This window comes from Hymenobacter lucidus (genome assembly GCF_020447265.1).
Lineage (GTDB): Bacteria > Bacteroidota > Bacteroidia > Cytophagales > Hymenobacteraceae > Hymenobacter > Hymenobacter lucidus.
Genome location: NZ_JAJADR010000015.1, coordinates 73,923 through 86,503, shown reverse-complemented (window position 1 = coordinate 86,503; position 12,581 = coordinate 73,923). Strand labels below are relative to the sequence as shown.

Annotated in this window: 10 protein-coding genes; 5 read left to right on the top strand and 5 right to left on the bottom strand. The window is 52.5% G+C overall.

Annotation, left to right across the window (positions count from 1 at the left end; genetic code table 11):
• Positions 1–146 precede the first annotated feature (146 nt).
• Complete coding sequence (locus tag LGH74_RS24990; RefSeq protein ID WP_262904772.1) at positions 147–269, top strand: hypothetical protein; 123 nt, start codon at positions 147–149, stop codon at positions 267–269.
• Between the two features lie 80 nt (positions 270–349).
• On the opposite strand, the gene LGH74_RS24470 is transcribed toward LGH74_RS24990, so the two are convergent.
• The 4 genes from LGH74_RS24470 to LGH74_RS24455 all read right to left on the bottom strand — a co-directional run bounded on the left by LGH74_RS24470 (position 350) and on the right by LGH74_RS24455 (position 7,859).
• Positions 350–1,273, bottom strand: a complete 924-nt coding sequence (locus LGH74_RS24470; RefSeq protein ID WP_226180768.1) for a DNA/RNA non-specific endonuclease — start codon at positions 1,271–1,273, stop codon at positions 350–352.
• Positions 1,274–1,339: 66 nt separating this feature from the next.
• Complete coding sequence (locus LGH74_RS24465; RefSeq protein WP_226180766.1) at positions 1,340–2,572, bottom strand: trypsin-like serine peptidase; 1,233 nt, start codon at positions 2,570–2,572, stop codon at positions 1,340–1,342.
• Between the two features lie 66 nt (positions 2,573–2,638).
• Positions 2,639–5,938: an ATP-binding protein gene (locus LGH74_RS24460; RefSeq protein WP_226180764.1), complete on the bottom strand. Its 3,300-nt coding sequence runs from the start codon at positions 5,936–5,938 to the stop codon at positions 2,639–2,641.
• 22 nt (positions 5,939–5,960) lie between these two features.
• A complete protein-coding gene (locus LGH74_RS24455) occupies positions 5,961–7,859 on the bottom strand; it encodes a trypsin-like serine peptidase (protein ID WP_226180762.1) in 1,899 nt (632 codons plus the stop codon).
• Between the two features lie 922 nt (positions 7,860–8,781).
• On the opposite strand from LGH74_RS24455, the gene LGH74_RS24450 reads away from it, so the two are divergent.
• A complete protein-coding gene (locus LGH74_RS24450; RefSeq protein ID WP_226180760.1) occupies positions 8,782–9,354 on the top strand; it encodes a hypothetical protein in 573 nt (190 codons plus the stop codon).
• Positions 9,355–9,409: 55 nt separating this feature from the next.
• Here LGH74_RS24450 and LGH74_RS24445 read toward each other — a convergent pair whose 3' ends face one another.
• Entirely contained in the window at positions 9,410–9,913 is a 504-nt protein-coding gene (locus LGH74_RS24445; RefSeq protein ID WP_226180758.1) for a DMP19 family protein, read from the bottom strand.
• A gap of 151 nt (positions 9,914–10,064) precedes the next feature.
• Between LGH74_RS24445 and LGH74_RS24440 the strand changes: the two genes are divergently transcribed.
• Genes LGH74_RS24440 through LGH74_RS24430 form a run of 3 tightly spaced genes read left to right on the top strand, consistent with a single transcriptional unit; the run spans position 10,065 to position 12,343 of the window.
• Positions 10,065–10,976 carry a transposase gene (locus LGH74_RS24440; protein WP_226180756.1) on the top strand — a complete coding sequence of 304 codons (912 nt, stop codon included), beginning with the start codon at positions 10,065–10,067 and terminating at the stop codon, positions 10,974–10,976.
• An 8-nt stretch (positions 10,977–10,984) separates the two neighbouring features.
• Entirely contained in the window at positions 10,985–11,560 is a 576-nt protein-coding gene (locus tag LGH74_RS24435; RefSeq protein ID WP_226180754.1) for a transposase, read from the top strand.
• 30 nt (positions 11,561–11,590) lie between these two features.
• Positions 11,591–12,343, top strand: a complete 753-nt coding sequence (locus LGH74_RS24430) for a DUF6794 domain-containing protein (RefSeq protein WP_226180751.1) — start codon at positions 11,591–11,593, stop codon at positions 12,341–12,343.
• The last annotated feature ends 238 nt before the right edge of the window (positions 12,344–12,581 follow it).

The following is a 12,581-nucleotide window of genomic DNA, read 5'->3' as shown; positions in this document are numbered from 1 at the left end:
GCCCCCATACCATTACGACCTGGTAAACCACGGTGGCCGACCACCAAGGCTACTTGGGCAGCATCAAAAAGTGTGGGACAGCGACTATTGCAGATGGGAACAAAATAAGTAGTCACTTAGCTCAGACTTGAATTGCCCCACACTTTTTGATGCTCTCCTTCATCAGCGCCAAACTATTGGAACCAGAACCCGCCGACGAGTTGCGCGATCAGCTCACTTACCTGTGGGCGATGAGCGACCACTACCTGCTGCTAACCGAATCAACCTGATCGGAGTGCGCTCCGAAAGCTCATTGCCCCTTTGCTGGGAGCACCTCCTGCGATATGAACCGGCATTACGGAGCCTACGATCAGATTTTCACACGATCCAGGTTATTTATCAACTCTATTGTGCGCTCACCTGTCATGACTGCACGTTGTGTAAAGCCATCATAATCCAGCAGAGCACTGAAGTTAATACCCGTCTGATCCATAACCTCCTTAACGCTGATCTGATATGTTAAATAGCCAGCGAAAATGTATTCAAGTTCTGATAGCTCCTGCTGCTGACTGATTTTGTAGGCCGTGGCGGACGGTCTTCCCTCCTCCGTCACGATTGCTACCACCTTCCAGAAAGCCAGCGGTATTTTGGCCCCTCTGTAATCTACATCAGCGTCGCTGAAAAACGGCCCCGTATATACATTTACCCTCATGCCGTCCGCTTTTGCCATTTTCAGAATGTGATTCTCAAGGCCAACCCAGGTTTTCTGATTAACACTTGCCATCTGAGGACAGCTGTTGGTAAAGTGGAAGGTGTCGGCGTTAGCCTGCTTCGCGAGGGGGCCCCACACCGGATCTTCCCGCCGGACCATGTGTCCCCGGTCAAGCGAATTCCCATGATATAATTCATCTCCCCATTGGTCGCTTTTATCTAATCGACCATCAAAATACCACGTATCAATCCGGTCCACCTGCTCCCTGTCCAAGCCCAGAAGATTCACAGCTGTCAGCATTGGTAGACGGCGGGAAGCAGACATAATCACGGAAAAGTTCTGATATTTTAACTCCACTCCGGTTCCGCCCCTGCGCAGGGGAAGCATATCGGAGGCATTTGCGCCGACCGCCAGTGGCAGCGGGATGTCCCAGCCGTGCAGAAAGCCGGATTCATATCCATTTCTGTCCTCAAACTTAACTGGCATGGTGGTAGGCTCGGAGCCCGGCCGTTCAGGTGTTTCGGTGCCCAGACACGTCATCGTGTCGAATGTCGCTTTTCGGGATAGGTTGGCCGCACTCATGCTGTACTGTGTTTAAGAAAGGTGAAAAATGGTTCAGACAGGCAATATCTTTATTTTGAGCCAGCCTTATTTATTACCGGCCCTGTCTATTAAATGGACACCGAACTCAAGCAGGTGATCCCTGAGGGTTTTACCGGAACGCCCATCCGTCTCGGCAAGGGCCTTTCCAAGAGTATGGCCATAGTTTTCGCGTGGCTCATCTGATCTGCCACCGTAATGCAACCCGGCCGCTGCGTTTTCACGCCCGACCACGACGATTACCGACCCAGAGTTACCCCCAAGGGTGGTTGCGTCGTGGGCATGAGTCCACGCAGGGCTGCCAGGTGCCCCCGCCAGCACCATTCCGGGCGCTAGCCGTTTGCACCCGTACGTGGATTGAAAGATCTGCTCAAACAACGAGGGAGGGAAGGGCGTATTCAAAAGATTCGGAGCACCTGGGTAACCGATGGTATAGACCGCTGTATCAGGCATTGCCCAGTCGGGAGCCTGGTCAAGGGAAAGATACATGCGGGGTCCTGCTGACTGACTGCTTGGTGCCAGTTCAATGAGCGCCAAGTCCAGCCTGGAGTGGTCAAGCTTCGATGCTCCCAGATCTATGGGGCGCTTCCCGCTGAAAACCACCCGGGATAGATCCCTGGGGTTAACAGAATCCACCCCACGAAACTCATGACCGAAATCTATCCGTACACCTGCCTGCAATTTCCACGTTCCGTCGGGCTTTTCCAAAGCGATCCCCTGCAGAACGTGGCGATTAGTCACAATCAGGTTTTCCGCAATCAGAAAGCCCGTGCCCGCAAAGCCCTGAACCGTAAAGGGCACGTCTATACGCCCGACACAGGCTCCTGCATTAAACAACAGGTCGGCGCTCGCCACAATACTATTTTTCCAGCCGCCCACCGGGCTGCTACCGATGTTTACCGAGCCGTTCTGAATCATAAAGGAAGGTCTGGAGCCATCAGTGCGCACGATCGTCTCCAGGGCCGACAGCAGCCGGGTATGCTGCCGCAGGCCGGCCTCGTCCTCATCACGAATCATACGCAGGGCTGTGTCCCCATCCTTAAAAATCCGGTCAGCCAGTGAATGAAGGTCAGCTTTCCCACCCAGTTGTTCCTTTATTATACGATCCAGCTCCGCCCTGACCGTACTAAGCCTCTCCCGAATACCTCCGTTTGACAGATCAGGGTCGTTATTTTCGAGGTGCTCGAGCAGTTGCCCTCCAGCCTTCATCATTTTCCTGTAATGTGCGGAAAGGCTCAGATCGGATGCGCTGGAAGAGGGATGGCTTACGTTGGGATGCATTTTTTGAAAGATTTACCGTGCGGCGGTGCCTGAATAGCACTTTTATTCGATGCGGGCGTGACACGGTCATGAACCAAGTCTAATAAGATCATGAAAGCGCTGCAATACCGATGTTCGAATGGCTTCATCCCAACGTGTATAGGCCGCGTGTACCTGAGCCAGCTTTGGACTCAGGTCCGCACATTCATTTCGGGCTTTATTCAGCAGTTCTCCCAGCGACCAGTTGCGGTCGATCAGTTCTATGTAGGATTCAAGGCCGCGCTCAGGATCTGCGGCGATGATGTCAGCGAATACACTCGGCTCCAGATCATCCAGTTCATAGGGGATAAGAGACGCGATAATTTCGGCCAAACGGGGAAAGGCTGAAGGGCCGGGATATGCTTCAAGGAGCGCAAAGCGGATGGGATCACGAAATTCAGGATCAGGCCCTCTTACGATAGCAAGAATTGATTCCGCGGTTCTGGCTTTTCCTGTCACGAAGAGCTTGACAGCGCGCCAGTTATTTTCTTTTTTATGCAGGGCGTCAACCGCGCCGAGCAGCCCCTTTGCCGTCCAGGATTTCGAGCCGACTTTTCTGACCAGATTCTGAGCTACTTTCCCGATAAGCCCGTGCAGTTCGGCGTCGAGTCTTACCAGATCCTGCTCAAGAATTAATTGATTGAGAGCGGCAGGAGTCAGTTTTAATGTGGAGGGGGATAAGTTCAGACTATAATCCGACCAGTCAGGATGAGCAATAAGATTCAGGAATAGTGATTTTCTTTTAAAATTTGAGGTCAATGGAAAGTAATCCTGTGTAACAACGGACTTCAGCAAGTCAGTAGCGTAAACAAAGTCGAATAAACCAGCGTTTTTTCTCTGTGAGAGCATGATAAAACAGGCGCATATTCTGGTCATGCTCACCTGAAAATCAGGACCTATGGTTTTTGTACGCTTATCAACATGTATAGCCTTGAGAGGATAAAACAAGCTGCGTACCGTATTTCTTGCTCCTGACCTGTCAGATAATAATCGGGCGGGGTCAATAAGTAAATTGAAATAAACCGAACTGACTGAAGAAGACCCGGAAGGCCTATCGCTGCGTTTCCGGTCCACCCCACCGATCAGCTCCCGCAACTCGCCCCACCGGGCGGTAACGAAAAGGGTTTCCCACTCCCATTGAAGGGATAACGCAGAGCCTTTCCCAACTGAGAAAGCTATGTTGGTATCAATTCCCCTCAGTAGCAGGTCCAGAGCCCTGCCGAACTCGCGGTCGTTAAGAAGTCGAAGACCTGTATTGTTGTAGGCCTTAGGCAGATACCTGTCTGGTAGCAGTCGTACATCTTCATCAGGGACATGACTATCAATGACAAACTGAACCAAAGTGGCTGCCGCCTTCGGCAGATCACTTAAAGCCGCGGATATATATGGTAGCGACTCTTTTACATCTGCTAGCTCTATTGCCCCGCCATCATGGGGAGTACGGCACAACATCAGCTGATGATACATGCCTTCAGACCACTCCTCTCTAGAACGTCTGCTTTTGAAAAAGTCCATGGCCCGCATGTGAACGGCATCAGCCTTTTCCTGCTCCTGTCCGGAAATTGCCCTAAGCATGGTGTTTCTTAGGTCCTTCTGATGCCACACTCTTCCCCTTTCATCTCTGCTCACCAGCCAAGTGTAGGAGCAGAGGGTGGTCAGGGCTTGTTCAATCGCTTCCGTTGAATCAAGTGAGCTAAGCACCTGAAGCATTCTGACATCATGGAGGGAAAAACTCTGCAGCGTTGGGATCACGACGTCCCGGATCAGATCCGCCGTTACGTAGCGGAGTACAAGTCCGGGATACGCAAGGACCCGAGCCCTTTCATCACTGATTCGCAGTAGCACGCGCCTGTAGACGATACCTGCAAAAAGGTCCCTGGCTGCTTTCCCGCCCCGCAAAACCTCTTTTTCGAGATCAAAAACCGTGTCATCTTCCGAATTTGATGCAATTGAAGCCAGCAGCTTAAGTTCCAGCGGTCTGCGAGGGAAATGCTTTGACTCAACAATGCGCTTTGCCAACATGGGCGAAACGTTCTGCTTACGCAATAGTTTTTCTGCCACCCCTGGTTCCAGCTCATCCACAACAATGACATCTTCCTGATGTTGATGATGCTTTTTAATAAACGATTCCGGCAGTCGCCCTGAAAAAATCACCTTCAGGACAACCGGATGGAGTACCCGGGCGAGTTGTGCCAGCCAAGAGTATATGGGCTCTACCCCAACACTGTGTACCACCTCCTCAAAGGTATCAAGCACCAGCAGCAACGGACGGTCTCCCGCCGATGAGCTTTTTAGCAGTTCGCTGATCTCATAGGACAGTCCACTCTCATAGGAAGTAAAAAACTGCCTTACAGCCCCATCAGTGTTGCGTTCACGGGCATCCTGGATAATCTGATCTGTTCGGGTGCTTAAGGCAGGAGCCTGTTCCCCGATCTGTCTGACAATTTCCTTCTCAAGCCAGTATAAATCTCGGTAATCTACTCCCGGTCTGTCAAAATCGAGGACAGCTATGGTAGCTTTCCGGTCCGTCAAAACCTGAAGCGCAAACTTTGCCAGAAGAGTGGATTTACCTGCTCCTCCAATCCCGGTCAGTACCAGGCTTCGCAGTGGGCCAATGCCTCGACCATTCCGATCAGAGGACAGGAAGGATCGTAAGCGTTTAAGCTCCGGTGCTCTTCCATAAAAGCCATTTTTCAGCAGGACCCGGTATTCGGCGAGGAACTTATTATTTCTGCGTAAATGACTTATGCCTATAACATCCGGCTGGGATATACCAATGGATGCCGTAGCCTCCATTGCGGAGGCAAGAGCAAGCATATCCTCCGTGGAGTTCTTTTCAAGCTTAAGATTAGCGCCGTGTTTCAACAGGCGGCGCAGCATTTTTCCGAACCTGTCTGTCCGTGGATGTCGTTGTTTAAGCTTACTCGGCAGTAAGTCATCTCTTACAAATTCTGCAAGGATCTTCTGACGCTGGTTGTGTTTTAACAGCCATTTAACTTTATCACCCTGAATCTCTGTAAGGCAGAATGGCGCAAGCCTGTTTAATACAGCCTGCTTTGTACTGCTCTGCAGGGAGGCTGAAAATAGTGAATTAGGGTCGAACCAGCCAATAAGGGCAGCTGTCTCCCGGGATTTGGCAAGCAGCTTATCCGCAATGTCAGAAATGACATTGCCATCGCGATCACTACCGGCATCAACTGACCCGGATTTAATAATTTCCGCCAATGACGCTTTTAATTGCTCGGGATCCACCTCTCTGTCCAAAGCCCCTTTCCCGCTCTGTAGGGTGCTCAGCCGTTTTTCAATGCTGCTCGTTAATGAGAAGGCCTGTGTTAGTAATGAGTCCATAAACGGGGTCTCTGCGAGCGTTTTATTGATTAACGGTCTTAAACAGAACAGCGACTACAGCTTTAAGCTTGCGGTTAAGCCTTTTTAATGCAGTCTCGGAATCATCGTTCAGAAATTCAGTGTATTCCTGATGCACCAGCTCGGTGGTGACTCTGATGGTCGTGGCATCTACCGGCAGTTCCAGGTGAGCAGTAAAACGCTCTAAAAACGTCTGGATGTGAGTTTGGGTAGCATCCGCAGCTCGTTCACGCTCGACCAGTTGCGGAGTATGGTCACTGAGTGAGGCGGGCAGATCCCCTTTGAATCCATCCAGGACTACCCGTAGCCAGTCAACCCTTTTGAGTTGTTCATACAACAGCAAAAGCAGTTGAGAGGTCTGTTTATCCTTTATGCTGTAGTTGTTCAGGTCAGCGATTAAAATCCACACAAGCCGGCCGGTCCGTATATTCTGGAGGGAATCCATCAATTTGGGTATTACCTCATCCCTCATCCAAACGGTCGCTGTCGACTCCATCTCGGAAACCGGAGTAAGTGCTGGGGCCGAAAAACCGGCAATACCGGAGATGAGGGAAACCAGACCCGTGACGCTGATTGTTGATAATGCCTCAGAACTGAGGTTAATTTTCAGGTGCGCACCATCCGAAAGCATGGAATTAATCAGAGAGAGGCGATGGGTTTTCCCTCGCCCTCTGTCCCCCGCAATGATGACCAGCCTGGGGGTGCCACTCATTGCCGAGCGCCAGATTAAGGTCTGGAAATCATCGCAGCCTAGGACGGGTTCGTACGCGCCTTCCTTTCCAATTGTCCAGACAGGTAACTCACTGCACTCCGGGGTGGGCAGAGGCGTTCCGCTGTCGTTTATGCAGGATAATATGTTCAGGATTGGTATTCCCCGGTTGGTGACCATCTTTTGATCCCCCCCATGGCCATCCCACTGCCCCTGGTGAAGGCCGAACAACATAAAGTGCTTGTCAAAACAGGGACCGCCGGATGACCCACTCATTGTGTTCGCGTGGTGAAGGAACCGGATTCGAGGAAACACTCGCGGATTAGGCGGATCCACTCCTCCGACTTTACCCTGGTCCACTTTCATAGTATGGCCTCCCGGATGCTGGAAGACAATGACGCTCTCGTCAACCATCGGCACAGTAGCCCTGGCATCCAGCGGGGCCCAGCGTCTCTCCAGCCCGATTGCCCTCGATAGCTTGACAATCACATAATCCCAGTGGTTGTCCAGCAGGGTCAGGTCTTCCGGCAGTGAATTATTCAGTTCATCGTCCTGACATGCGCTATAGCTGACGCACCAGTCATTATGAGCCTTTACCTGTGTTGAAGGCGCTGGCTGTAAAGCCTCCCCCCGGTTGACAATGGATAGAAAATTGCCGAATTCCACCTGGATACGCGGTCCGGATGATTGCCTGGGCACCCACTTGTCTGCAGCGTCCCTCTCAAACAGTTCGCTCACCACGTGCCAGGCCGTCAGCACGAGGTGGGGCCCAATCAGGATGCCGGTTCCCTTTGCGTTGCCATCAATGGATACCTTTCCCGTCCATTTCATCGCATTCGCTATCCCGCGATAGAGAATATCGGGCTGAGCAAATGCCCCTGCTACGTTCGTAATAGCCTGTAATGCGGCATTTGGGTTGTTTTTTTTGAGCGCAGCCTCAACCGTTGACTTCGCTAAGCGCCCATTTTCAAGCCCCTCATCAATGACGGCATCGAGCAAAGCATCAAGCCAGCCCTCTGCCTGAGCAACACGAATAGCTGCTTTGAAATCCTCCTGATCGTTCCCACTCGTGGCAATAGCATCAAATAATATTCGCTGAGCGGGGGGAATAGCCGCCTGTGCACGTAAAAAAACGTTGCCAAACGCGTCTCGTGAAGAGTTTATTGCCTCAGCTATCTCCTCAATGAGCTGCATACATTCTGCAATTTATAAAAACGCAACCGGTTCCCGGAGCCGCCTTCCACGATTTAAAAAAGACCATATGAGGCAATGTACCATGATTTTAGCGAACGCTCTAACCAACTAATGGCTATTTATTGGATATTGTTAGCATCCATTGTCTCCACCCCGGAAACAGCAAACGGCACACAGGTACGGGAAATCAAAACCCTTATGTCCGGTGGCAGTGCCGCCAGCAACAGGGGGGGCGGGATAAGCAACCAAATGGTATCGGTTGTCTGCGTGAGCTAGGTCTGTTTTGTCAAAGGCAAAGAGCCCCCGCTTGCCATAATTCAGGAAACTGTGCGCGTAGCGACGATAAGCGTCCTCGTCTTTCCCCATCACATTCCTCATTACCTGGGCCAAGTGGGAATTGAGGCGAGCCGTGGTTGTTTCCGTGGATAGAGAAAGAAAATAGTCGTGAAGCTGCGCGAGTGCTTCATTCGATGCGGCCACGGAACCAGGCAGCGGACCGCCACCAGAAGCAAACTGGATGACACAACCGAGAAGGGATCCACCGTATACCAGTCAAAATCCGTTACTTCTTGGTCGATGCTGCTGATTTCCATGGGGGATGCAAGGGGCCCAGTGGGCGCTACAAGAGGGGAAAATGGATAACACGAAACTAGATACAGTCTCAAATTACGCCACCTATATCGTTCAGCCAAAGGGCGGTTTAAGCACGGTAAGGTGTTCGGAAAAGAACCCTTTCTTGGAGGGTTTTTCCACCCACGCAAAAGGCCCCGAAAACAGCGTTTTTCGGGGCCTTTTTCTGCTACGTTTTTTGGAGGTACAGGAGTTCACGAAACTCATGCCCGTTCACGTTTTTTGAACGTTGATTCTGTGAACCAGTTTCTTGAACTCAATCTGGTCCGTAAGACCACTTTGCCATGCCAGTATGCGTGCCTGGGTAGTCGTTCAGGAAAAGGAGGGTTATTTCGCTTCTATGAAAAATGATCCGTCGGGGTGCTTACAAATCGTGCTTATATCAGGAGGCGTCATCTTAGCCCTTTTGACGGTGATCGTTTTGGGCGTGACTTATGGTGAACCCAGCGAAGAATACGAGCAGGTGTTCAACCAAAAACTCTGGCTCTCCACCGGTCAAGTGTTGCGCAGCGATAAACAGGAGCGCGTCCAAGTATCTCTGAACAATCCCCGCGAGAGGATGGTGTCGGATGTCATGGCACACCATCTGCGCGTTGGTATTTCCCGCGGGCAAGTAGTAGCCCTACTAGGCCCGCCCGAAAAGGAGGGTATAGAGTGGAGGGTGCCAGTTGGCGTACCCCGGCCCGACTCACTTGATGATGAGCGAATGAGTAGCGAAGCCTTTAATCGGTGGGTTGACCAACATGCACAGCCAGACACGCTCATGCACTACAGAGTCGGGGAGGGCTATTTTGACCCAATATCTTTGAACATCGAGTTGAACGGCCGGGGGCAGGTGAGAAAGTTCTGGGAGGGAGAAGGTTAAGTCTGGCGATAGCCCAGTTCAGGGAAACGGTCCGAAAGCTAAACTAGCGAATCAGTTAAACTTGTCCATCTCCGAGCAAAGCCTGCCCAGTATTAGCCAAGAACTGTTGAATTCGGTCTTTCATATCCATTGCACACTCATAGTAGGCATCTGACAAGGCATCCAAGCCCGATGTAAGAGGCTCGACAAAATCATTTAGGGCCAATAGGGTCCGGGAATCCACTTTTTCTCTTAGGAGATCTGGCACCGGCTCTTCTGCCTCCAGCAGCGTAAGGGCTTGGCGCAAGATGCCGGCCTGGGTAGTGGCCCCGAGCAGGCACAAATAGGCCACGGTTTCGTAGCCAAATTGCCCGTATCCGTTCCAGAAGTATTGATGTAATCCTCCATTATTGACTTGCGCATCGAACTCCAGCACGCAGTAGGTCAGCCGCTCGGGTAATGGCAAGTGATTGATGTGGGCATACCAACTAGGGTAGGGTGCCGTAAATATTTCTTCCGTTAAGTCGACGATAGCGCGTTGGTAAGTAAGTTCTAGACGGTCAGGTGGAGGGATAGGCATAAGTCAAAGTTATAGCCTTGAACGCTTTGCTTAAACGAATCCTGTCTAAAGTTCATCTAAACGGTGGTGGCTGTTGCAGAAGTGCTAGCCGGCAAGTTGCTGCATTCGTAGCAAGAGGATGCAAGGCAGGAAAGATTTCACCGATAAGATCGTGACTCAATTTCGGCTCTCCGAGCGGGTCCCGCCCCATAATTTCTACCGCCGGCTGGCTGAACTGGTGGACTGGTCGTTTCTCTATCAGGAAACACAGGCTCTCTACAGCCACACCGGGCAGCCCTCGCTCGACTCGGTCGTGTTTTTCAAGCTCGTGCTCGTGGGCTGGCTGGAAAACCTGGTCAGCGACCGGCGTCTGGTCGAGCACTGTGCCCTGCGGCCGGACATTCTCTACTTTCTGGGCTACGAGGTTGACGTAGAGCTGCCCTGGCACTCGACCGTAAGCCGCACCCGCCAGCTCTTCCCCGCCTCGGTCTTCGAGCACCTGTTCGACCACGTCTTTGCCCAATGCGTGGCTCAGGGCTTGGTAGCTGGCGACACGCAAGCCGTCGACTCAGCGCCCGTCAAGGCCAATGCCTCCTTGGAGAGCCTGCAGGAAAAGCAGCTCGCCCAAGCGGACGCGCCGCGGTCGGCCGCCGTGCTCACGGCGCCAGCCCACCAGCTGCGCAACGAGGCCGCCCGCCAAGCCAAGCTCCAGACCGTCGCCGGGGCCTTAGGTTCAACGCACAGCAAAACGCGCTTATTTAGTAATAAGACCCACTACAGTACGACAGACCCCGATGCCCGCGTGTCGGTCAAACCGGGCAAAGCTCGGGCCTTGAATTACCTCTGTAGCTTGGCCGTAGATACTGCGTATAGCGTCATTAGCCATACCCAAGCTGTATTTTGCAGACAGTCGCGACAGTGTCCACCTGCCCAGCCTTGTACGCAGCCTGCAGCCATGATTGCTGGCTCAGGGCCTGCACTGGCACGAGCTCTTGGCCGATGCGGGCTACGCCAATGGCTCGAATTATGCATTTTTGGAAGAACGGGGTATTACGCCCTGAATTCCCGTATTCGGCCAGTATAAAGCCGAAATTGGGCTTCATCTATGCAGTAGCGACGGACGCTTACACCTGCTCAGCCGGAAAGGAGCTTCCGTTTCGCAAATTTGACACCAGTGCCGATGGCAGCTGGCTGAAGATCTATTGGGCCCCCTACCAGGATTGCCAATGCTGTCCGCTGAAGGCAACCTGCGTACCCACAGCTCGGCGCAAGCAACTCACCCGTACGGCCTATGACCCGGCCTACCGGCGGGCCTGGGCTCGGCAGCAGAGCCGGCAGGGCTCCGTCATGCGCCGCAAACGCCAAAGTACCGTTGAGCCCGTGTTTGGCAACCTGATCCACCAGTACGGCTTGCGGCGGGTGGGAACCCGCGGCAAAGCAAGTGCGCAAAAAACCATGCTGCTGGCCGCTATTGCCTATAATCTGAAGAAGCTGCTCAAGCATCAACCCAAGGAGTACCGCACAATGGCCTTAGCGCTACCTCTACCACCTGTGACGCTGCTTTGTAAGCTGCGAACACAACGAGTCGTAGCGAATAGGAAACCGAGTGAGCGCGCAGCCATCAAGAAGACCCGAGTTCTGCAACAGCCACGAGGGATTGAGAGTTGACCTTAGAGAAGCCACCATACTCTTTCTTCTATGAAGTCCTTCGCCTTTCTCCTACTCGCCTTTCTCATCGTTACCACTTCACTGGGGCAGTCTCTCTTGAAAGCCGACCGAAGGTACCAGCCGCTGACCTTAGAAGATGCCGTTCGTCATCTACAGAAACTACATAGCGACTCTCTTAAGCAATGCATTGTTTCCCAAACAGAAGAAGAGTTTACCGCTGGTGCCCACTTCGGGCTGGGCATGTGGATGCGGAATAATTGGGGGCTGTGGCGGGGTGGCCCACTGGCCAAGCACTTCAACACGTTAGGCGTTTATCACCCGGACGACATGTCGGGCATCATTCTTACCACCTATTACCGAGCCTTGCGCCAGCAGGACTGGCAACTCGACCAACAGGTTCAGCGGTACCAAGCCTACTGGCAGGCAGCGGCGGCGCACGAGCAGCGCTGGAAAAACGACCCGGTTTATCGGGCCCCCTTACAGGCGCAGCAGGACTCTGCAGAACAGGCCCACAATCGCCAGCAACTCGAAATGGAGAAAATGGCGTTGCCGCCCGGTGCGTATCTGCGCGTCTACATCGACTATCAATGCGGCTTGCTATCCCTGGGCGAACATACGCTTCTCGAGGGCGAAGTGGTGCAGTGGGTAGGCAATGACATCGATATGAAGATTACCCGCTATGTCGACGCCCGTAAAACAGGCCGGGTAAACCGGTGCAACGCCGTCACCAATGATACGGTGCGGCTGCGGTGGCACCAAAATTACTCCCAGGCGCGGCCTTAAGGGAAGAAGTCCCACGCTTTAGTACTTGCTGATCCCAACATGGCAGATGGGTTTCATAGAGGTTGGGTACCAAATAGTAGGTCGAGACAACATCCACTTTGGTATGGCAATACATGGGACACTTACTACGTCATGAACAGCCTCTGGTCTGCCAGTAGAATCTGATAGAAATTGCGTAACATATAGTTCAAGTATAACGAGGTCTTTGAATCTAGGATCCTGCTTTTAGCGCCGGAAT

Excerpts from the sequence above, each read along its gene's own strand:
- LGH74_RS24470 (WP_226180768.1), bottom strand. The coding sequence starts at position 1,273 with ATGAGTGCGGCCAACCTATCCCGAAAAGCGACATTCGACACGATGACG.
- LGH74_RS24465 (WP_226180766.1), bottom strand. The coding sequence starts at position 2,572 with ATGCATCCCAACGTAAGCCATCCCTCTTCCAGCGCATCCGATCTGAGC.
- LGH74_RS24460 (WP_226180764.1), bottom strand. The coding sequence starts at position 5,938 with ATGGACTCATTACTAACACAGGCCTTCTCATTAACGAGCAGCATTGAA.
- LGH74_RS24455 (WP_226180762.1), bottom strand. The coding sequence starts at position 7,859 with ATGCAGCTCATTGAGGAGATAGCTGAGGCAATAAACTCTTCACGAGAC.
- LGH74_RS24450 (WP_226180760.1), top strand. The coding sequence starts at position 8,782 with ATGCGTGCCTGGGTAGTCGTTCAGGAAAAGGAGGGTTATTTCGCTTCT.
- LGH74_RS24445 (WP_226180758.1), bottom strand. The coding sequence starts at position 9,913 with ATGCCTATCCCTCCACCTGACCGTCTAGAACTTACTTACCAACGCGCT.
- LGH74_RS24430 (WP_226180751.1), top strand. The coding sequence starts at position 11,591 with ATGAAGTCCTTCGCCTTTCTCCTACTCGCCTTTCTCATCGTTACCACT.